This window comes from Streptomyces sp. WAC05374 (assembly GCF_004353505.1).
Lineage (GTDB): Bacteria > Actinomycetota > Actinomycetes > Streptomycetales > Streptomycetaceae > Streptomyces.
Map to the genome: position 1 here is coordinate 428,853 of NZ_SMNQ01000001.1, position 21,416 is coordinate 450,268.

A 21,416-nucleotide genomic window follows, 5' to 3' on the forward strand; every position below is an offset into this window, starting at 1 on the left:
CCCCGAGGGGCACCCGCCCGCCGACCGGCGTCCGGTTGCGGGCGCCACTGCAACGCCGACGCCCGGTCGCCGCCCGGCCGGCGTCCGGCGGACGGCGGCCCACCCGGCCCGCACCGGTGACCCCGCCGTGCGCACCCCCCTCCCGTTCCGTTCAACGCTGAACAGCCCGAACGGCCCCCGCGGCAGCCGCCCACCGCGCCCCGCCCCGCCCGGCTCACCGGACGCCGGCCGGGTCACCGAACGAGCCGTCGAGCGGCCACCGACGCGACCTGACGAACAATCAGCAAACATCGCGCGCCTTTGCTCGGAGCGCCCCACGGCCGGAGCCCACCGCTCCCCCGCGGCCCGCCCCCGGGAGCCACGACCGGCGGACGCGCGTAGCACGGCCAAAAGGCGATCTTGCCCAGGTACCCGACCGGAGCCCAGGATTCCTCCCGTCGGCTTGACAGGCACATGACGGCAAACAACCGTCGGACGCCGTCCTGCCGACGCCTGTCGGGCCCGCCCACCCAGCGGGCCACGGATCCCCCACCGGAGGATGCAGTGAACTTCAAGCGCTTCACCCCCCTCGGCGGCATCGCGAGAGGCGCGCGGCTGACCGCCGTCGCCGCCGCTCTCCTGGCCGCCTCCGCGCTTGCGGCCCCGAGCGCCGGCGCCGCGCCGCTCGACGGCGGCCGGGCCACCGCCGCCCAGCTCGCCCAGGCGAGCGACGCGGTCCTGACCGCCGACGTGCCGGGCACCGCCTGGTACACGGACGCCAAGACCGGCAAGCTCGTCGTCACGGCGGACTCCACGGTCTCGGCCGCCGAGCTCGCCAAGATCAAGGAGGCCGCGGGCAGCCGCGCCGGCGCCCTCGAGATCAAGCGCACCCCGGGCACGTTCTCCAAGCTGATCGCGGGCGGCCAGGCCATCTACGCGGGCGGCGGACGCTGCTCGCTCGGCTTCAACGTCCGCAGCGGCAGCACGTACTACGCCCTGACCGCCGGTCACTGCACCAACATCGGCAGCACCTGGTACACCAACTCGTCGAACACGACGCTGCTCGGCACCCGTACCGGCTCCAGCTTCCCGAACAACGACTACGGCATCATCCGCCACTCCAACGCCTCGGCGGCGGACGGCCGCGTGTACCTGTACAACGGCAGCTACCGCGACATCACCGGCGCCGGCAACGCGTACGTCGGCCAGTCCGTCCAGCGCAGCGGCAGCACCACCGGCCTGCGCGGCGGCACGGTCACCGGCCTGAACGCGACCGTCAACTACGGCAACGGCGACGTCGTCTACGGCATGATCCAGACCAACGTCTGCGCCGAGCCCGGCGACAGCGGCGGCGCGCTGTTCTCGGGGAGCACCGCGCTCGGCCTGACCTCCGGCGGCAGCGGCAACTGCTCCAGCGGCGGCACCACGTTCTTCCAGCCCGTCACCGAGGCGCTGAGCGCGTACGGCGTGAGCGTCTTCTGATCAACGGCTCCACCGCTCTCCTCCCACCGGCGGTCCGCCCCCTGCAGGGCGGGCCGCCGGTTCTTTGTCCTGACCGAGGAAGAAGTTGCGAAAGCCGCCGCGAAAGGGGTTACGCGACCGGACCAAGCCCGCTAACTTCCTTGAAATGAACCGGTCATGAGCCTGACCGGTGACCTTCCGGCGCGACGGCGCGCGCCTGTGCTCCCCCCTGCGGTCCACCGCCCGGACCGCCGGGTCACCCCCACCGTTTCCGGGAGACTCCTGTGCGCACACGACCACAACGGCCCCGTCGTCGGGGGCCCGCCTGCCTGCTCGCCGCGGTACTCGCCGCGGCGTTCCTCGCCCCGGCCTCCGCCACAGCCACCGCGGTGGAAGCGGCGGCGGAGGAGTTCCAGCAGGTCACCCTCGCCAAGGGCGTGGCGGAGACCGGCGAGCCCATGACGATGGCGGTTCTCCCCGACCGCTCCGTCCTGCACACCTCGCGCGACGGCACCCTGCGGCTCACCGACGCCGCCGGCACGACCAAGGTGTCGGGGAAGCTCGACGTCTACTCCCACGACGAGGAGGGCCTCCAAGGCGTGGGCGTCGACCCGGGCTTCACCTCGAACCGGCACGTCTACCTGTACTACGCGCCCAGGCTGTCCACCCCCGCCGGTGACGCGCCCGGCGACGGCACGGCCGCCGACTTCGCCCCCTTCGACGGCGTGAACCGCCTCTCGCGCTTCGTCCTGCGCACGGACGGCACCCTCGACGCCGCGAGCGAGAAGAAGATCCTCGACGTACCCGCCTCGCGCGGGATCTGCTGCCACGTGGGCGGGGACATCGACTTCGACGCCCAGGGCAATCTGTACCTGTCGACCGGCGACGACTCCAACCCCTTCGCCTCGGACGGGTACACGCCGATCGACGAGCGCGCCTCCCGCAACCCTGCCTACGACGCCCAGCGTTCGGCGGGCAACACCAACGACCTGCGCGGCAAGGTGCTGCGGATCAAGGTCAACGCGGACGGCTCGTACTCCATCCCCACCGGCAACCTCTTCGCCCCCGGCACCGCCAGGACCCGCCCCGAGATCTACGCCATGGGCTTTCGCAACCCCTTCCGGATGAGCGTCGACAAGCCCACGGGCATCGTGTACGTCGGTGACTACGGCCCCGACGCGGGCACCGCGAGCCCCACCCGGGGCCCGGCCGGCCAGGTCGAGTTCAACCGCATCACCAAGGCGGGCAACTTCGGCTGGCCGTACTGCACGGGGAAGAACGACGCCTACGTCGACCACGACTTCGCCACCGGCGCGACCGGCGCGAGGTTCACCTGCGCCGCTCCGCGCAACACCTCGCCCCGCAACACCGGCCTGACCGACCTGCCGCCCGCCCAGCCCGCCTGGATACCGTACGACGGCGGTTCGGTGCCCGAGTTCGGCAGCGGCTCGGAGTCGCCCATGGGCGGGCCCGTCTACCGCTATGACGCGGCCTCCACCTCGTCCGTCAAGTTCCCGCAGAGCTACGACGGGAACTTCTTCGCCGGCGAGTTCGGCCGCAAGTGGATCAAGCGCATCGCCCAGGGCGCCGACGGCACCGTCCAGTCCATCAACGCCTTCCCCTGGGCCGGCACCCAGGTGATGGACATGGCCTTCGGCCCGGACGGGGCGCTGTACGTCCTGGACTACGGCACCGGCTACTTCAACGGGGACGCCAACTCGGCCCTGTACCGCATCGAGCACGTCACCGCCGGCCGCTCCCCGGTCGCCCAGGCGTCGGCGAACCGCACCTCGGGGCAGGCGCCGCTCGCCGTGGCCTTCTCCTCGGCGGGCAGCTCCGACCCGGACGGCGACCCGCTGACGTACGCCTGGAGGTTCGGCGACGGCGCCGGCTCCACCGCCGCGAACCCCTCCCACACCTACACGGCCAACGGGCAGTACACCGCCACCCTCACCGTCTCCGACGGCACCGGCCGCAGCGCCACCGCCTCGGTCCAGGTGACGGTCGGCAACACGGCGCCGACCGTCAGGCTGGAGCTGCCGGCCGAGGGCCGGATCATCGACCCGGGCGCGGCCGTCCCGTTCAAGGTCACCGTCACCGACCCGGAGGACGGCACCGTCGACTGCGCCAGGGTGAAGGTCACGTTCATCATCGGGCACGACAGCCACGGCCACCCGCAGACCTCCGCCACCGGCTGCTCGGGCACCGTGCAGACCATCGCGGACGGCGAGCACGACCCGAACGCCAACATCTTCGGCGTCTGGGACGCGGAGTACACCGACAAGGGCGCGAACGGCCAGCCGGCGCTCACGACGCACGACCAGAACATCAGCCAGCCCAGCCACCGGCAGGCCGAGCACTACGGCGGCTCCTCGGGCGTCCAGGTCGTCAGCCACACCCCCGCGCACGGCGGGAGGACGGTCGGGCACATCGACAACGGGGACTGGATCTCCTTCACCCCGTACGCGCTCGATGACGCCACCCGCTTCACCGCCCGCGTCGCCTCCGGCGGCATCGGCGGCACCCTGGAGGTACGGGCGGGCTCACCCACCGGGACCCTGCTCGGCACGGCGACCGTGCCGGTGACGGGCGGCTGGGAGACCTTCCAGGACGTCTCGACCGCGCTGACCAACCGGCCCGCCGGGACGACGGCGCTGTACCTCGTCTTCAAGGGAGGCGCGGGCGCGCTGTTCGACGTGGACGACTTCCGCCTCACCACCGGGGCCGCGGGTCCGCGGACGGGGCCGGTGAAGGGCGTGAACGGCAAGTGCGCCGACGTCGCGGGCGGCGCGAGCGCCGACGGCACCCGGATCCAGCTCTGGACCTGCAACACCACCGCCGCCCAGACATGGACCGTCCCCGGCGACGGCACCCTGCGGGCACTCGGCAAATGCCTGGACGTCAGCGCCGCCGGCACCACCGACGGCACGAAGATCCAGCTCTGGACCTGCAACGGCACCGGAGCCCAGCAATGGCAGCCCCACACCGACGGCACCCTGCGCAACCCCGCGTCCGGCAAATGCCTCGACGCCGAAGGCGCCACCTGGAACGACGGCACCCGCCTGCACCTGTGGACCTGCCACACCGGACCCAACCAGAAATGGACCCTGCCGTAGCAGGAGAGGAGGCGAAACCATGCGCACCACTCTCACCAGGGCCGGGTGCCGGCTCGCGGCCGCGCTGCTGTGCGTGTCGGCCCTTCCGGCGGCCCAGGCCCTCGGCCACCAGCCGGCCGCCCCGCCCCGGGCTTCCGTGCGGGAAGCGGCTCCCGAGACGGCGCGGGCCGCCGCGGACCCCGCGTACCGGATCCTCGCGTTCTCCAAGACGGCGGGCTTCCGCCACTCGTCCATCGACGACGGGCTGGCCGCGCTGCGCGAGCTCGGGAGCGGCAACAACGTCACGGTGGACGCGACCGAGGACGCCCAGGCGTTCACGGCCGGCAACCTCGCGCGGTACAAGGCCGTCGTCTTCCTCTCCACCACCGGGGACGTGCTGAACGCGGCGCAGCAGACCGCGTTCGAGCAGTACGTCAGGGCCGGTGGCGGCTACGTCGGGGTGCACGCGGCCGCCGACACCGAGTACGACTGGCCGTTCTACGCCGGGCTCGCCGGGGCGCTGTTCCACTCCCATCCGCACAACCAGACGGCGACGCTCCGGGTGGAGGACCGGGCACATGACGCCACGGCGCACCTGGGCCGCACCTGGCAGCGGTTCGACGAGTGGTACAACTACCGCTCCAACCCGCGTTCCGCCGCGCACGTCCTGGCCTCGCTCGACGAGTCCAGCTACACGGGCGGGAACATGTCCGGGGACCACCCGATCGCCTGGTGCAAGGACTACCAGGGCGGCCGCGCCTTCTACACGGGCGGCGGCCACACGGACGAGTCGTTCACGGATCCCGCCTTCCGGCGCCACCTGCTCGGCGGCATCCGCTGGGCGGCGGGGATGACGGAGGCGGACTGCCGTCCCGAGACGGGGTACGTGCCGCTGTTCGACGGTTCGGGCACGGCGGGCTGGAGGCAGGCGGGCCCCGGCTCGTTCACCCTCGGCGACGGCACGCTCACGTCCCAGGGCGGCCTGGGGATGCTGTGGTACGCGGGCAGGGAGTTCACCGGTGACTACTCGCTGAAGCTGGACTGGCGGATGGACGGGGACGACAATTCCGGCGTCCTCATCGGCTTCCCCGCGTCCGACGACCCCTGGTCGGCGGTGAACAACGGGTACGAGATCCAGATCGACGCCACGGACGCCGCGGACCGCACGACGGGCGCCGTGTACGGCTTCAAGTCGGCCGACACGGCCGCACGCGACGCCGCGCTGAACCCGCCGGGCGAGTGGAACACGTACGAGATCCGGGTGACGGGCGAGCGTCTGGAGGTCTTCCTCAACGGACGCAAGATCAACGACTTCACCAACACCGACCCCGCGCGCAGCCTCGCGCAGGGGTACGTCGGGCTCCAGAACCACGGTGACGGCGACCAGGTGTCGTTCCGCAACGTCCGGATCAGGACGTCCGGCGGCACCCCGCCGCCGGGTCCGCGGACGGGGCCGGTGAAGGGCGTGAACGGCAAGTGCGCCGACGTCGCGGGCGGCGCGAGCGCCGACGGCACCCGGATCCAGCTCTGGACCTGCAACACCACCGCCGCCCAGACATGGACCGTCCCCGGCGACGGCACCCTGCGGGCACTCGGCAAATGCCTGGACGTCAGCGCCGCCGGCACCACCGACGGCACGAAGATCCAGCTCTGGACCTGCAACGGCACCGGAGCCCAGCAATGGCAGCCCCACACCGACGGCACCCTGCGCAACCCCGCGTCCGGCAAATGCCTCGACGCCGAAGGCGCCACCTGGAACGACGGCACCCGCCTGCACCTGTGGACCTGCCACACCGGACCCAACCAGAAATGGACCCTGCCCTGAAAATCGACATTTCGGGGCATCGCTCGGGCCGCTGCGGTCAGACGTATACGTATGGCAGTGGATTCCGAACGTAACCAGAATGTGCTGATCGGCACCAAGCCCCGTACCCAGGTCGAGGCGGCGTACCAGCGGCTGGAGCACAAGGCGGCCGCGCCCGGCCTGGGCACGCCGTTCTCGCTGGGCGCCGTGGCGGCCTACCGGTGGGTTCTCGGGCGGGCCGCCGCGGCACCGGTGACGGGCGCCTCCGCCGGCGGTGGCGTTCCGTCCAGCCAGCTCCTCACGGCCGAGCTGGACGCCGCCGTGGTGCAGCTCGGCGACCCGACCGAGGGTCCCGAGCGCGCGGCCCACGTCCGTGGCGTCCACGACGTGCTGGCGTGGGTGTGCGGGCTCGTGGACGAGCAGCCCTGAGGCGCGGTCCTGAGGCGTGCGGTGCGCGCGCCCGTGCGGCACGGGGTGCTGAGGGGTCACCGGCGGCCGTGGGGCGTCAGCGCGTGCCCGCACGGCTCATATCGACGCCGGGGGCGGGAAACCCATGCCCGGGTACCCCGGCGAGCGCCCCACGGCACCGAAGTCGAGCGCGCGCGTGAGCTGCCGGAGCGTCTCCTCGGCCACCCGGCGGACGTCGGCGGGGACGTCACCCCGCTCGTCGATGAGGCTGTCATAGATGGGCGCGTCGCCTCGCACGGCGGAGTCCATGTCGAAATACCTTTCCGAAGCCGTCTGTTGATCGCTCACCGCCGCTGCGGGCAGCGGTGGACGAGTGTACGGGGCATGATCGGGCCCGGTGCGCGCAGCCCGTCCCCGGGCGGCCGGAGGCAGGACACGCCCTAACAGGTGCCCGGGCGGGGCGCAATCCCCCGGCCTCCGCCCACCGTGCGGGTCACTGTGGTGCTCGCTGCCATACCGGCCGGTATCCCGTCGGTCCTACGGTGCGGAAAACCACCGAGGAGCCGTGATGCCCCCCTCCTTCATCCGCCGTACGCCGTTCGGAGGCGACGCCCCGTCGCGTCCACACGGACTGCTCGCCGTCCTGACCGTCCTGATCCTGGCGGCCGTCGCCGCCCTCACCGGACCCGTGCCCGCCGCCCGCGCCGCCGTGGGCCTCACACGGGTCACCGCCTTCGGGGCGAACCCCGGCGCCCTGGCCATGTACGTGTACCGCCCCGCGTCCCTGCCCGCCGGGGCGCCCGTGGTGGTCGCGCTGCACGGGTGCACGCAGAACGCGCAGGGCTACGCGGACGGCTCCGGCCTGCCGCGGTACGCCGACCGGCACGGTTTCCTGCTGGTCCTGGCCGAGCAGAGCACGTCGAACAACCCCAGCAGGTGCTTCAACTGGTTCCTGACGCCGGACAGCCGCCGGGGCCAGGGCGAGGCGGCGTCGATCCGGCAGATGGTGGCGCACGCGGTGTCGTCCTACGGGGCGGACGCGCGGCGGGTCCATGTGACGGGCCTGTCCGCCGGGGGTGCGATGACCTCCGTGATGCTCGCCGCCTACCCGGACGTCTTCGCCTCGGGCGCCGTGGTCGCGGGGCTGCCGTACGACTGCGCCAGGGACACCGCCGCCGCGTACTCCTGCATGAACCCGGGTGTGGACCTGACCCCTGCCGAGTGGGCACGGCGGGTGCGGGCCGCCCACCCTTCGTGGACGGGACCGTGGCCGAGGGTGGCGATCTGGCACGGTGACCGGGACACCACGGTGGTGCCGCGCAACGCCGACGAGCTGCGCGACCAGTGGACGGCGCTGCACGGCCTGTCGCAGACGCCGACCCGCACCGAGCTGATCGGCCCCAATTCCACCCGCCAGGAGCAGTACGTCGCCGGGGACGGGACGGTCGCCGTGGAGGTCGACCGCGTACCGGGCATGGGCCACGGAACGCCGGTCGACCCCGGCACGGGGCCCTCGCAGTGCGGTGCCGCGGGCGCGTACTTCCTCGACACGATCTGCTCCAGCCACTGGATCACCGGCTTCTTCGGGCTGCACGGCGCCGGAGGCCCGCCGGGCACGGGCGGTCTGCCCGCGCCCGCCGGGCTGGCCGCGACGGGCGTCACGGAGACGTCGGTCACGCTCGACTGGGCGGCCGTGCCGGGCGCGGCCGGCTACACGGTCCACCGCGACGGGGCGCCGGTGGCGACGCCCTCCGCGCCCCCGTTCACCGACACGGGGCTGGCGCCCGGTTCCGCCCACACCTACGCAGTCGCCGCCCGTGACGCGGACGGCCGGTCCGGCGCCCTGTCCGGGACGGTCACCGCACGCACCCCGGGCGGTGTCCCGGCCGCCTGCTGGACGAGCAGCAACTACGAGCACGTGCGGGCGGGGCGGGCGACCACGAGCGGCGGCCACACGTACGCCAAGGGCTCGAACCAGGCGATGGGCCTGTACAACACCTTCGTCACCCACACCCTCAGGGAGTCCCCCGCCGGCCACTACACGCTCGCCGACGACGGCTGCGACCCCGCCACCGCCGCCGCGGCCGTCACGTCCACCACTCGCGCCACCGCCGCCCGAGGCTGTGCCGTTCCCCGCGTGCCGGGCGCCGAGCACCAGCGGGGGGCGTGCCTGGCGGAGCTGACGACCGCGGGGACCGTGGCGTCCGGGCACACCGACCCGGCGGACTGGGCGGGCCTGACGCCCAAGGACCTGCCGACGCCCGGCGGCGTGCCCGGCGTTCAGATCGACGGGTACTTCCCCGACACCTCCCGGACGAACACCAACCACGGCTGGAACCACGACGCGCAGTTCGTCATCCGGCTGCCCGACCGGTGGAACGGCGGCCTGGTCGTCTCCGGGACTCCCGGCAACCGTGAGCAGTACGCCAACGACCGGGCCATCGGCGACTGGGTGCTGGCGCGCGGGTACGCCTTCGCCGCCACGGACAAGGGCAACACCGGCACGTCCTTCCCGCGCGACGGGCGCGTGCCCGGCGACGCCGTCGCGGAGTGGAACACCCGGCTGACCCAGCTCACCCGCGCCGCCCGCGCGGTGGTGGCCCAGCGCTACCACCGGCCACCCGCCCGTGTCCTCGCGACCGGGATGTCCAACGGCGGCTACCTGGTGCGCTGGCAACTGGAGAACCATCCGGAGCTGTACGACGGCGGCGTGGACTGGGAAGGCACCCTGTGGCGCGCGGACGGCCCGAACCTTCTCACCTTCCTGCCGCCGGCGCTGCGCCACTACCCGGTGTACGCGGCGGGCGGCCCGGCCGCCGGTGCGGCGCGCGGGGCGATGCACGCGGCGGGCTACCCGGCCGGGTCCGAGTTCCTGTGGCCGTACCACCACACGTACTACTGGGGTCTGACGCAGCGCCTCTACCGCGAGGAGCTGGACCCGGGCTACGCGGGGGCGGACGCGGACTACGACTACGGCGCCCGGCCGGCGGAGGTCCGGGACGCCGTCGGCGGCATCGCCCTCACGGGCCGCATCGGCAAGCCGCTGATCACGGTGCACGGCACGCTGGACGTGCTGCTACCCATCGCGCGGGGCTCCGACGTGTACGCCCGGATGGTGCGCGAGGCCGGGCGCGGCGGGCTGCACCGCTACTACCGTGTCGAGGGCGGCACCCACACCGACGCCCTGGTCGACGCCTTCCCGGACCGGTTGCGGCCCCTGGTGCCGTGCCACCGCTCGGCGTTCACGGCCCTGGAGGGCTGGGTGGGGCGCGGCGAGCGGCCGCCGGCCGGACGGACGGTGCCCGTGCCGGCCGGGGCGGACCCGGCGGCGCTGCTGGCCGGGTGCCGGCTCTGACCGCTCAGCGCCGGGCGGCCTCGCGCGCCCAGTGCCGTTCGCCGGCCGTCGGGGCGGCGAGGGCGATTCTGCGGTAGGTGCGCCGGAGCATCATCCGGGCCATGTACGGGTGGACGTGGCGGACGGCGCCGAAGTACAGCCGGCCGAGCCTGTTGTGCGTCCTGACCACGGTGCTGAGGGTGACGGAGTGGTCCTCCACCAGGAGGGAGGCGCGGAAGTCGAGGTGGGCGGCGTCCTGGCCGAGGAGGAGTTCGCCGCCCTCCACCGCGTTGACGGGGAAGGGCAGGACGCCGCGCCAGGCGCGCGGGTCGCGGTCCATGCCGGGGGCGAGCGGCATGCGCCAGGCGTCGGTGAAGTCGGGGCGGTCGAAGGCGGCGCGGGCGAGCCGCGCGGCGGCGGGCACCGGGGTGGCGGCGGGCCGGGCGTGTTCGAGGCGGTGCAGGAGCCGTACCCAGGGCGAGCGGGTGACGGGGCGGCCCGCGGTGGTTCCGGAGGTGGCGCGTTCGGCGTTGTCGAGGAGTTCCTCGATCACCGAGTCGTGCAGGGGGCGTATGAACAGCGACCAGAGCAGCGCCTGGCCGGGCCCCTGCCGCTCCTCCAGGGTGTGGACCAGCCGGCAGCGGCCGGGGCCGAGGGGTTCGACGTCCAGCCGGTGGTGACCGGTGGAGGGCGGCGCGAAGTCGAACCGGATGCCGCGGCCCGGGGTGTACGCGGTGACCCGGTAGCGGACGCCGCCGTGGCCGCCGTCGGCGCCGACACCGAGGGGCCGGTCGAACCGGACGGGCGTCCAGGCGGGGGTGGGGAAGAGCGGGTCGTCGTCGCCGGCGATCCGGTCGAGCAGGGCGCCCACCTGCTCGGCGGGGGCCTCGATGACGCGTGCGTGGACATTGCGGACCGTGCGCATGCCGCACCTCCATACGGGAGCGTATGTTTCTCCATACGCTACCGTACGGTCATGACGCGCGAACGACCGGCCGGCGCCCGCAAGCGCCTCACGGCCCTGGATTGGGCCGACGCGGCCCTGACGGCCATGGCGGAGGGAGGCGGCCTGGCGGCCGTGGCGGTCGAGCCGCTGGCCGCCCGGCTGGGCACCACGAAGGGCAGCTTCTACTGGCACTTCACCGGCCGCGACGCCCTCGTGGCGGCGGCACTGGAGCGGTGGGAGGAGGTCCACACGGAGCGGATCATCCAGGCCGTCGAACGGGAGCCGGACCCCGAGACCCGGCTGCGCTCGCTCTTCCGGACGGTCATGGGGGAGGCCGTGGACGACCCCCTGGAGGTCTCGCTCCTGGCCGATGCCGGCCACCCCGGTGTGGCCGGGGTGCTGCGGCGGGTGACGGATCGCCGGATCGGCTACGTCGCCCGCCTCTTCGAGGAGCTGGGCTTCCCGCCCGCGGCGGCGGCCCGGCGCGGGCTCATGGCGTACACGACGTACCTGGGCCACACCCAGCTCGTCCACGCGGTGCCGGACGCGCTCCCGGCGGACCCGGCCTATCTGGAGTCGGTCCTGGACGCCCTGCTGCGTCCCTGACGTCAGGTGCCGGCGGGGAGCGTGACCTCCCAGGTGTCCACGGCGTAGTGCAGCCGCATGCCGTGCGCCTCGTAGAGCCGCAGGGCGCCGCTCTCGTTGAGGGTGTCGACCCCGAGCCCGAGCGTGTCGCGGCCGAGGCCCGCGTACACGGCGAAGGCGTGGCGCAGCAGGTGGCCGCCGAGACCCCGTCCGCGCATGTCCTTGACGACACCCAGCCGTCCGATCCAGCCCATGCCGGAGCGGTCGTTGCGCGAGACGAGCACGGCGGCGTCGCCGGCGCCCTCGACGGCGGCGACCCAGACGAGGGACCAGTCCAGACGGGCGGCGTCGATGTCGTCGAGCCACTGCTCGTAGGTGCGCGGCTGGTGGTCGAAGTGCTCGGCGAAGGTCTCCTGGACCAGGGCGTGGGCGCGCCGCCGGCCCGCCTCGTCGGTGCACGCGCTCAGGGTCACTCCGGGCGGCGGCTCGGGCAGCGGTTCCTGGTGGGGCGTCAGGTCGCGGACCATCACCTGGTAGCGCCGTACGGTGCGCCAGCCGCGCCGGGTGAGGATGGCGGTGTCGGTGGTGGGCCGCTGGTTGAGGTGGAGGTGGACCACGGCCCGGGTGGCCCCGTTCCCGCGCGCCACGCTCCGGCACCGCTCCTCGGCGGCCTCCAGCAGCCGCTCGCCGGCGGCCTGGTGGCCGGGCAGGACGTAGTGGTCCATGTCGACGCGTTCACCGCCCGATTCGCACCAGACCAGCGCGTAGGCGACGAGCCGGCCGTCCTCGAAGGCCAGCCAGGAGTCCTGGGCGAGGTCCGCCTCCGGGTGGGTGAGGTCGGCCTCGACGGAGTGCAGATCGGTCTCGGGGGCGCCGATCTCGATCGTGTCGATGGTGTTGAGCAGCTCGCAGATGTGCGGCGCGTCTTCCATCCGGGCGGCCCGGACGGTCGGTATGGGTCCCGTCTGCATCGGGCCACTGTCCGTGCCGGGTGGCCCGCGGCGCAAACGGATTTCACGAACCATCAAATGGCTACCGACCAGTAGATGGAACGTCTCATTCCGTCCATCATTGAACGCGAGCATGCCAACGCATTCACCGACCGCCACCCCCACAGGAGTTGAACGCCCATGCATGCAGCGCGATGGAGAACCCGAGCGGCCCTCACCCTCGCCGCCCTCGCCGTCACCACGGCGACCACGGCCACCACCGCCGCACCGGCCGGCGCCGCACCGGCCACGGCCGCCGCCTCCGCCCCTGCCCCCGCCGCTGTCTCCGCCCCCGTCCCGCCACGCGCCGCGACCCAGACCACCGGCGCCCGCCTCGCCGGAGTCGACTACGCGACCTGGCAGCGCGACGTCGCCTCCGCCCTCACCCAGGCCCGCCCCTACATCGAGCAGCGCACCGCGTCCTCCTCCGGGCAGCGGCTCGCCGTGGTGCTCGACATCGACAACACCTCGCTGGAGACCGACTTCCACTACTTCTGGGAGTTCCCCACGCCGGCCGTCCGGCCCGTGCTGGACCTGGCCCGCTACGCCGACTCGCGCGGCGTGGACGTCTTCTTCGTCACCGCCCGCCCCGGCATCCTCCACGCGCCCACCGCGTACAACCTGCGGGCGGCCGGCTACCCCGTCGACGGCCTGTACGTGCGTGACCTGCCGGACCTGTTCGACGAGGTGAGCGCGTACAAGACGGCCAAGCGCGCCGAGATCGAGGCCAAGGGCTACACGATCATCGCCAACATCGGCAACCGGCCCACCGACCTGGTCGGCGGCCACGCCGAGCGGACGTTCAAGCTGCCCGACTACGACGGCAAGCTGTCGTAGCCCCCGCACCCGCGGCAGGGCGGGCGGAGGCGTCCATTCGGGCCCTCCCCCGCCCCCACCCGCGCCCCGCGGGCCGCCGCCGGGTATGCGAGGTGCATGTCCGAGAAGTCTCCCGGCGCCGAGGGCGGGACCCACGCGTGGTGGCCCAGGCGGCTGCACGGCGCCTTCCACCGCTCGGCCGCGGGACGCGGCTGGCGGCGGGGCACCGATCTGGAGCTGATGCACCGCTCCATGGGGTTCGCCGCGCTCGGGCTGCTCACCCTCGTACCCCTGCTGATCGTGATCGCCGCGGCCGACCCGGCGGGCGGCACCGGATTCGCGCAGTGGCTCTCGGACGGGCTCGGGGTCGCCCAGGGCTCCACGGACGAGGTCGAACGGCTCTTCGCACCGCCCGGAGCGGCGCTGGAGTCCATCACCGGGTTCGGTATCGCCGCCACCGCCGTGTTCGGTCTGACCTTCGGCGGTGTGGTCCAGACGGGCTACGAGAAGGTGTGGGAGCTGCCCGCCGCCCGCTGGCACACGATGTGGCGCCACGCGGTCTGGCTCGCCCTGCTCATCGGGTACCTGCTGCTGTCCGCGGACGTGTTCTCCCGCCCGGCGACCGGCGGTGACCTCGTCTGGCGGGTGATCCTCGCCTTCGTGAGCGCGGTGGTCTTCTTCTGGTGGTCGCAGCGGCTGCTGCTGGGCGGCCGGGTGCCCTGGCTCGCCCTCCTGCCGGGCGCCCTGTGCACCGTGATCGGGCTGGCCGGGCTGCGGGTCTTCTCCCGGCTGGTCTTCTCCCCGCTGATCGCCTCCAACGCGGTGGCGTACGGGCCCGTCGGCACGTTCCTGGTCGTCCAGTCCTGGCTGGTCGGCGTCGGCTTCGTGGTCTTCGGCGGCGCGCTGGTGGGCCGGCTGCTGTACGAGGAGCGCCATGACCTGGCCAGGCTGTGGGACCGCTTGCGCGCCCGGCTGCGGCTGCCCCGCCGGCGCGGCTGAGCCGGAAGGGCTATCCCCCACAAAGAGTGCAAGGATGGACACCGGGCAGAGGCAGAAGAGACAACAGAGCATGCAGGGACACCTGCGGCAGATGCGCACCACTGGCGACACCCGGGGACGGTTTTGCACATGAACAGGAAGCCGACAGCGACCACGGCGTCAGGGGTGACGTCCAGCAGCTCCGTGTTCGGTGCCCCCTGCTGGGTCAGCCTGATGACGCGCGACCTGCGCGCCGCACAGGACTTCTACGGTGCGGTCCTGGGCTGGGAGTTCCGTCCGGCGCGGCTCGGCAAGGAGTTCAGCGTCGCCCTGGAGGACGGCAAGCCCGTCGGCGGGATAGGAGCGCTGGCCTCCGCCCTCCAGGTGGCCGTCGCCTGGACCCCGTACTTCGCCGTGCAGGACGCCGACCAGACGGCGGCCCGCATCAGGGAGCGCAGCGGCACGGTCGCCGTCGGGCCGGTCGGGTTCGTCGTCGGGCGCGGCGCGCTCGCGGCCGACCGGGACGGCGCCGTCTTCGGTATCTGGGAGGGCCAGCTCCTGTCCGGGTGGGAGACCTGGCGCGCCGCCGCGCCCGCATGGCTGCGCCTCCAGACCCGGGACGCCTTCGAGGCGGCGATCTTCTACGGGGAAGTCTTCGACTGGGCCTCCGGCGGGGCCGGGAGCTGCGACGTCGAGTACGAGGAGGAGGAGGTCGTGCTGCGCAGCGGCGGGCACGTGGTCGCCCGGCTCAGCTCCGGCGCCCTGGAGGCCGCGCCCGACCCCGCGATCCGGCCGCGCTGGGAGGTCCACTTCCCCGTCCGCGACGTCGACGCCTGCGTGGCGGACGCCCAGCGGCACGGCGGCACCGTCGTCCAGTACGACCCGGGCATGCAGGCGACCCTCCGCGACCCCGACGGCGGTTTGTTCACGGTCACCACGCGCACTCTCACTGAATGACCTTTTCCGACCTGGTGTACGCCGGCCTCGGTGTCGGCGCTCTGCTTGCCGCCGTGCTGCCGCGGGTGGTCTTCAGCCGCCCCTTCTCCATGCCCATGGTGTTCCTCGCCGCGGGCGTCGCCGTGCAGCTCCTGCCCCTGCCGGTGCCCGTGATCGACCCCCTGGGGGACCGGCCGTGGGTGGAGCACGTCACCGAGGTCTGTGTGATCGTGTCGCTGATGGGCGCCGGGCTCGCCATCAACCGGCCGCCCGGCCTGCGCTCCTGGGCGGGCCCCTGGCGGCTGCTGGGCATCACCATGCCGCTGACCGTCGTGGTGACGGCCGTGCTCGCGTGGGCGCTGCTGGACTGGCCGCCCGCCGTGGCGCTGCTGCTGGGGGCCGTGCTGGCGCCCACCGACCCGGTGCTGGCGGCCGAGGTACGGGTGGGCGAGCCGACCGACGCGGAGGAGGACGAGGACGAGGTGCGCCTCACGCTCACCAGTGAGGCGGGGCTCAACGACGGGCTCGCCTTCCCGTTCGTCCTCGCGGCCGTCGCCCTCGCCGCCGCCGCCGGGACCGGCTGGTCGGCGGAGTGGATCGGCGGCTGGGTGGCCACCGACGCGCTCGGCCGGGTCGCGATCGGGGTCGCCGCGGGGATGGTGGTGGGCCGGCTGCTGGGGTGGATGTTCTTCCGCGCCCGGGCGTCCGCGCTGCGGCTGTCGGAGCACATGGAGGGCTTCGTGGCGCTCGGGGCGACGTTCCTGTCGTACGGGGTGACGGAGCTGCTGCACGGGTACGGCTTCCTGGCGGTGTTCGTCGCCGCGTGCACGCTGCGGGCCGCCGAGCGCAGCCACGGCTACCACAAGGTGCTGCACGAGTTCACCGAGCAGATCGAGCGGCTGCTCACCGCGCTGCTGCTGTTCGTGCTCGGCGGGTACGTCGCCGGGGGCGGTCTCGCGGCCCTGACCTGGGAGGCGGCGGTGGTCGCGGTGCTGCTGGTGGTGGCCGTCCGGCCCCTCACCGGCCGGCTGGCGCTGATCGGCTCGGCCGCCGGGCCGCGCGAACGGCTCGTCGTCGCGGTGTTCGGCCTGCGGGGCATCGGGTCGCTCTACTACCTCGCGTACGCCCTGGGGCTGGACGACTTCGGCGGGCTGGGCCGGGAGCTGTGGGCGGCCGTGGCGTTCACCGTCCTGCTCTCGGTGGTCGTGCACGGGGTGACGGCGACCCCGGTGATCAGCCGGCTCGACCGGATGCGGGGGCGGACGGGGCCCCTGGATCAGCCGCCCTGAGCCGCCTCGGGGAAGCCGTGCAGCAGGGCCCGCCGCTGGGCCTCCTCGCGGTCCAGCACCTCGGCCAGGATGCCGGTGTCCCGGCTGCCGCTGATGGCGTCCCGTACCAGCGCCGCCAGCGCGTCGGGCGGCAGCGCCTCGGCCTGGGTGGTGGACGTGCCGGGAAAGGAGCGCCGGTCGCTGGCCTTCACCGGGGCGGTGGGCAGGTGGAACGCGGCGATCTGGTGCTCGGTGACGGCGAGCCGGTCGAAGCGCACCGTCACGTCCGGCGCGTCGAGCGCGGCGAAGGCGGTGACGTCCTCGGCGAGGGCCGTGAACAGGTGCAGCCCCGTGGGGTCCCAGTCGCCGATCACCATGATCCGTACCGCGCTGTGGCCGCCCACGGCCGCGCGCTGGGCGGCGGCGCGTTTGCCGGAGAGCCCGGCGGCGGACGCGTACACGGGCACCCCCCAGGGGTCGGTGACCGTGGCGAGCTGCGGCACCAGGCCGGCCGCGTCGCACCAGACCTCCAGCCGGGCCTCCTGGCCGGCCTGGCGGTCGAGCCGGAACGCCCGGGCGGCGTCCAGTTGCGCGCGGCGGAACCCCTCGGGGCCGTCGTAGGCCACGGGTTCCATGACGGTGTCCGTGCCGTCCCGGATGGCCAGCCAGGAGATCCGCCCGGAGCGGCGGGCCATCCCGAGGAGGTCCACGAGGCGCTTGTACGTGCGCTCCTGCTTGGCGAGGACACCGTCGGACACGGCCGCGTACCAGATCTGACGTATCGTCAGCGGCAACTGCGCCGCGTACCTGCCGAGGATGAGCTCGACGGCGGCCAGCACCTCCTGGGTGGCGGGGCGTGGCTGCCAGTCGGGCTGATAACCGCGAGGACGCCTGTCCGGCACTGAGGCCCCCCTTCACCGGTCCGACCGGATGCCCGTGCGCACGGGGACGCCGGGGCGTCCCGCTCTTCCTGTCGGTCTGCCCACTGCGGAGGGGCCCGTCACCTCCGGCGCGCCCGCATGGTGCGGGACCGGCCATCGTGCGCCGGGGCGCGCCGGTGCGCCGCCGGCCGGGTCAGCTCGCCTTGCGGCCCGCGAGCGGTGCGGTGTCCATGCCCGCGCCGGTGCGCATGCCCTCGAGCATCTCCTCGATGGCCTCCAGGGAAGTGTGCTCGGGGCTCCAGCCCAGTTCGTCCCGGGCCCGCGAGCAGTCGAGCATCGGCACGCGCAGGACGGCGTCGAAGAGCTGCGGCGAGGCGGGTATCAGGCGCAGCCCCCACCCGGCCGCCAGCGCGGCCCGGATGGCGGGGCGTGGCAGGCGGACGACCCGGGCGTCGAGGAGGTCGGCGAGCCGGCGCGCGTCGAGGGCCGGCTCGGCGGCCAGGTTGAAGGCGCCGGTGACGTCCTTGGTGACCGCGAGCCGGTACGCCCGGGCGGCGTCGTCGGTGTGCAGGGCCTGGAAGCGCAGGCCGGGGATGTCCGGAACGACGGGGATGGTCTTCGGGCCGGCGAGCTGGCCGGGCACGAAGCGTCCCGCGAAGATCCGCCGCTGTTCGCTCCCGGACTCGTGCTTGAACAGGAACGCGGGGCGCATCCGCACCACCCGTACGCCGGGGTTGCGCGCCTCGAAGGTGTCCAGGACGCGCTCCAGGTAGGCCTTCTCCCGGCAGTACGCGGCCCCGGGCCAGCCGTGGGTGGGCCAGGACTCGTCGACGGTGCCGTCCTTCGGCCCGGGCGAGTAGGCGCCGACCGAGGAGGCGTGGACGAGCGCGGGCACGCCCGCGGCGGAGACGTCCCGGAAGACCTGGAGGCTGCCGGAGACGTTCGTGCGCCAGGTGGCGACCGGGTCGTGGGTGGGCTGGAAGGCCCAGGCCAGGTGGATCACGGCGTCGGCGCCCTCGAAGTGCCTGACCAGGTCGGTCTCCTCGCGGAGGTCCACCTCCGCCCAGTCGGTCTTCGGCGGCGACCAGCCGGGCAGCCGGCGGGCCAGGCCCAGCACGGACGAGATCTGGGGGTCATCGGCGAGGGCCGCCACCACACTGGTGCCGACATTTCCGGTGGCTCCAGTGACGACGACCCGCTTCCCGGCGTTCATGTTCACGGCTCCTGCCCTCCGACGGCGACGGCTCTGCCCCGTTCCCGGCCCGGACCTTCCGGCGTCGGGAGGTCCGGGTACCCGCTGCGCGGCACTCCACGTCCGTCGCGCGCGCGGCATGGGGACGGGAGCACACGGGCACCATGAGACGCGGGGGACCGCACGCGAGAAGGGAAACCGGGCGGATGCATGTGAACCTCACGGGCAGGACGGCGCTGGTCACCGGCTCGACGCAGGGCATCGGCGCGGCGATCGTCACCGCCCTGGCGCGCTCGGGGGCGACGGTGGCGGTCAACGGGCGCACCTCGGACGGTGTCACGGAGGCCGTGAAGCGGCTGCGGGCGCGGGTGCCGGACGCGGAGGTGGTCCCGGTGGCGGCGGACATCGCCACCGAGGAGGGTGCCGAACTGGCCGTGGAGCTGCTGCCCGAGGTGGACATCCTCGTCAACAACCTGGGGGTCTTCGAGCCGCGCCCGGCCCTGGAGATCACGGACGAGGAGTGGCGGCGGTACTTCGAGGTGAACGTGCTGGCGGCGGTGCGGCTGACCCGTGCGTACCTGCCGGGCATGACGGGCCGGGGCTGGGGGCGGGTGCAGTACATCGCCAGCGACTCGGCCGTGGTGATCCCGGCCGAGATGATCCACTACGGCATGTCGAAGACGGCGCTGCTGGCGGTGAGCCGCGGTTTCGCCAAGGAGGCCGCGGGCACGGGCGTCACCGTCAACTCGGTGATCGCGGGACCCACCCATACGGGTGGTGTCGAGGATTTCGTCTACGAGCTCGTGGACCGGGACCTCGCCTGGGACGAGGCCCAGCGGGTGTTCATGCGCAAGCACCGGCCGCAGTCACTGCTCCAGCGGCTCATCGAGCCCGAGGAGATCGCCCATATGGTGGTCTACCTCAGCTCTCCGCAGGCGTCCGCCACGACCGGAGGGGCGCTGCGGGTCGACGGCGGGTACGTCGACTCGATCCTGCCGTAGGCCGCGGTGGCCGGTTCCCACCGGGCCTTTGGCATATGCCACAAGCACCACCGTATCGAGTGTTGCCAAACCCCTTACAGGGGGTCTCCGCCTGTGCAACAGTCGTAACCGGTCCTCACTTTCAGACCCTGGCCGCGCCGCGCCCGTATCGGAGTACGACATGCCGTCCCATCTGTTCGCGGACCGTCCCGCCCCACAGCCGCCCGAGCGCGGCACGCTGGACGCCCTGATCTCGCAGACCCGCAGGCTGCGCGGAGACGTCGATGCCGTGCGCCGGGACGCCGTGGTGGACGAGGACGACCCGCAGGGCCGCTGGCAGCGGGCGCTGTGCGACCTCGCCGTCCATCAACTCGACGACCTGGGCGCCCAGTTGGGCCAGCTCAAGGAGGGCGTCCCGGACGGCCCGGCACAGCCCGCGGAGCTCTACGGCGACATGGACGCCGACGACGGCGCCGCAGCGGCCGACCCGCCGCCCACCGGGTCGCTGCTCAGCCGGGTCGGCAGCGCGGAGTGGAACCTTCTCACCGATGAAGTGAGCTGGTCCGACGAGCTGTACGTGATTTTCGGCCGCTCCCCCGAAGCCGGCCCGATGACCCTGGACGAGCTGCCCTCCATGGTGTTCGCCGAGGACCAGGCACTGCTGACGGCGATGGTGACGGGCTGTCTGATCGACGGCAAGCCCATCGACGGCGAGTTCCGGATAGTGCGCACGGACGGCCGGGTGCGCACGCTGCACATGATGGGCGAGCCCGTCCTCGACGTCGACGGGTGCACCGCGTCGATGTGGGCGGTTTTACGGGACGTCAGCGAGCTGCGCCGCAGCGAGCGGGCCGTGCGCGAGTCGCGGGACTCCCTCCAGCGTGCCCAGCACATCGAGCGGACCGAGCACCGGATGGCCGTGGAGCTCCAGGAGGCCGTCCTGCCCCCCTGGCGCGGCAGCTCCGGCTTCCCGCACGGCGGACCGGCCGGACTGGACCTGGCCGGGCAGTACCTGCCGTCCGGGTCCCGCGCCACGATCGGCGGCGACTGGTACGACGCGCTGGAACTGCCGGACGGCGAAGCCCTGCTGACGGTGGGTGACCTGACCGGGCGCGGGGTGTCCGCGACATCCACGATGGCGATGCTGCTGGGCGCCCTGCGCGGCATGGCGGTCGCCGGAATCAGGCCCGGCGCGCTGATGGGTTACCTCAACCAGGTGCTGGACTCCTCCTCGCAGCCCGCCCTGGGCAGCGCGGTCTGCTGCCGCTACGACCCGCGCACCCGCACGCTCACCTGGGCGCAGGCGGGCCACCCCGCCCCGCTGCTGTTCCGCGGCGGGACGGGGCACGCGCTGACACGCCCGGAGGGTGTACTCCTCGGGGCGACGGCCGGGACGGCGTACGAACAGGCCGAGGTCCGGCTGCTCCCCGGGGACCTGCTGGTGCTGCACACGGACGGGCTGACCCGCGACAGCGGAGGCAGGAACAGGCTGCTGGAGCTGGCACCGCGCTTCGCCGGGGCGCGCGACGCACAGGAATGCGTACGGTCGGTGGTCGAGGAGTTCGGCCGTTCACCCCGTGAGGGCGACGCCTGCGTCATGGTCGCCCGCGTCGGCGGCCCGTCGTGAGTCCGGGCCCATGCGTCATGCCGGTACGGCCGTGATGCGTGGGCGCGGGCGGGGCTGGAGGGTTGGTCGTGGTCGTCGGCCGTGGTCGTGGTCGTGGTGACGCGTTCGTTGTGATGGGTTGGTTGTGATGCGTTCGT

Annotated in this window: 16 protein-coding genes and 2 pseudogenes; 13 read left to right on the top strand and 5 right to left on the bottom strand. The window is 73.4% G+C overall.

Going from position 1 to position 21,416, the window contains the following annotated elements:
- Positions 1-543 precede the first annotated feature (543 nt).
- From E2B92_RS02025 to E2B92_RS02040, 4 genes are all read left to right on the top strand, one after another.
- Complete coding sequence (locus tag E2B92_RS02025; RefSeq protein ID WP_126888292.1) at positions 544-1,461, top strand: S1 family peptidase; 918 nt, start codon at positions 544-546, stop codon at positions 1,459-1,461.
- A 263-nt stretch (positions 1,462-1,724) separates the two neighbouring features.
- Positions 1,725-4,556, top strand: coding sequence for a PQQ-dependent sugar dehydrogenase (locus tag E2B92_RS02030; RefSeq protein ID WP_133087363.1), 2,832 nt, complete (start codon positions 1,725-1,727; stop codon positions 4,554-4,556).
- A 19-nt stretch (positions 4,557-4,575) separates the two neighbouring features.
- Complete coding sequence (locus E2B92_RS02035) at positions 4,576-6,360, top strand: ThuA domain-containing protein (protein ID WP_126888294.1); 1,785 nt, start codon at positions 4,576-4,578, stop codon at positions 6,358-6,360.
- 57 nt (positions 6,361-6,417) lie between these two features.
- The gene (locus E2B92_RS02040; protein ID WP_235023645.1) at positions 6,418-6,768 is read left to right on the top strand and encodes a hypothetical protein; all 351 of its coding nucleotides are present in this window, start codon (positions 6,418-6,420) and stop codon (positions 6,766-6,768) included.
- A gap of 96 nt (positions 6,769-6,864) precedes the next feature.
- Here the strand turns inward: E2B92_RS02040 and E2B92_RS02045 are convergent, their stop codons facing one another.
- Positions 6,865-7,056, bottom strand: coding sequence for a hypothetical protein (locus tag E2B92_RS02045; RefSeq protein ID WP_126888295.1), 192 nt, complete (start codon positions 7,054-7,056; stop codon positions 6,865-6,867).
- A 259-nt stretch (positions 7,057-7,315) separates the two neighbouring features.
- On the opposite strand from E2B92_RS02045, the pseudogene E2B92_RS34070 reads away from it, so the two are divergent.
- Together E2B92_RS34070 and E2B92_RS33210 are read left to right on the top strand one after the other, a co-directional pair.
- A pseudogene (locus E2B92_RS34070) lies at positions 7,316-8,317 on the top strand (extracellular catalytic domain type 1 short-chain-length polyhydroxyalkanoate depolymerase); the annotation flags it as partial.
- A gap of 561 nt (positions 8,318-8,878) precedes the next feature.
- A pseudogene (locus E2B92_RS33210) lies at positions 8,879-10,102 on the top strand (tannase/feruloyl esterase family alpha/beta hydrolase); the annotation flags it as partial.
- Positions 10,103-10,106: 4 nt separating this feature from the next.
- On the opposite strand, the gene E2B92_RS02055 reads toward E2B92_RS33210, so the two are convergent.
- Positions 10,107-11,006: a DUF2867 domain-containing protein gene (locus E2B92_RS02055; protein ID WP_126888296.1), complete on the bottom strand. Its 900-nt coding sequence runs from the start codon at positions 11,004-11,006 to the stop codon at positions 10,107-10,109.
- Positions 11,007-11,057: 51 nt separating this feature from the next.
- Here E2B92_RS02055 and E2B92_RS02060 point away from each other — a divergent pair, with 51 nt between their 5' ends.
- Positions 11,058-11,633, top strand: coding sequence for a TetR/AcrR family transcriptional regulator (locus tag E2B92_RS02060; protein ID WP_126888297.1), 576 nt, complete (start codon positions 11,058-11,060; stop codon positions 11,631-11,633).
- Between the two features lie 2 nt (positions 11,634-11,635).
- On the opposite strand, the gene E2B92_RS02065 is transcribed toward E2B92_RS02060, so the two are convergent.
- Positions 11,636-12,583 carry a GNAT family N-acetyltransferase gene (locus E2B92_RS02065; RefSeq protein ID WP_126888298.1) on the bottom strand — a complete coding sequence of 316 codons (948 nt, stop codon included), beginning with the start codon at positions 12,581-12,583 and terminating at the stop codon, positions 11,636-11,638.
- Positions 12,584-12,742: 159 nt separating this feature from the next.
- Here E2B92_RS02065 and E2B92_RS02070 point away from each other — a divergent pair, with 159 nt between their 5' ends.
- The 4 genes from E2B92_RS02070 to E2B92_RS02085 all read left to right on the top strand — a co-directional run bounded on the left by E2B92_RS02070 (position 12,743) and on the right by E2B92_RS02085 (position 16,620).
- On the top strand, positions 12,743-13,438 hold the full coding sequence (locus E2B92_RS02070) for an HAD family acid phosphatase (protein WP_133087364.1): 696 nt from the start codon (positions 12,743-12,745) through the stop codon (positions 13,436-13,438).
- Positions 13,439-13,534: 96 nt separating this feature from the next.
- Positions 13,535-14,416, top strand: coding sequence for a ribonuclease BN (locus E2B92_RS02075; protein ID WP_126888066.1), 882 nt, complete (start codon positions 13,535-13,537; stop codon positions 14,414-14,416).
- 129 nt (positions 14,417-14,545) lie between these two features.
- On the top strand, positions 14,546-15,352 hold the full coding sequence (locus E2B92_RS02080; protein WP_126888065.1) for a VOC family protein: 807 nt from the start codon (positions 14,546-14,548) through the stop codon (positions 15,350-15,352).
- A complete protein-coding gene (locus tag E2B92_RS02085; RefSeq protein ID WP_126888064.1) occupies positions 15,349-16,620 on the top strand; it encodes a cation:proton antiporter in 1,272 nt (423 codons plus the stop codon). Before E2B92_RS02080 ends, E2B92_RS02085 begins: the two co-directional genes overlap by 4 nt.
- Here the strand turns inward: E2B92_RS02085 and E2B92_RS02090 are convergent.
- Together E2B92_RS02090 and E2B92_RS02095 are read right to left on the bottom strand one after the other, a co-directional pair.
- On the bottom strand, positions 16,608-17,501 hold the full coding sequence (locus E2B92_RS02090) for a hypothetical protein (RefSeq protein ID WP_126888063.1): 894 nt from the start codon (positions 17,499-17,501) through the stop codon (positions 16,608-16,610). The genes E2B92_RS02085 and E2B92_RS02090 overlap by 13 nt on opposite strands.
- Before the next feature lie 172 nt (positions 17,502-17,673).
- Positions 17,674-18,693: an SDR family oxidoreductase gene (locus E2B92_RS02095; protein ID WP_399432221.1), complete on the bottom strand. Its 1,020-nt coding sequence runs from the start codon at positions 18,691-18,693 to the stop codon at positions 17,674-17,676.
- A 185-nt stretch (positions 18,694-18,878) separates the two neighbouring features.
- On the opposite strand from E2B92_RS02095, the gene E2B92_RS02100 reads away from it, so the two are divergent.
- Complete coding sequence (locus E2B92_RS02100) at positions 18,879-19,673, top strand: SDR family NAD(P)-dependent oxidoreductase (RefSeq protein ID WP_126888061.1); 795 nt, start codon at positions 18,879-18,881, stop codon at positions 19,671-19,673.
- 160 nt (positions 19,674-19,833) lie between these two features.
- Positions 19,834-21,279, top strand: coding sequence for a PP2C family protein-serine/threonine phosphatase (locus E2B92_RS02105; protein ID WP_126888060.1), 1,446 nt, complete (start codon positions 19,834-19,836; stop codon positions 21,277-21,279).
- The last annotated feature ends 137 nt before the right edge of the window (positions 21,280-21,416 follow it).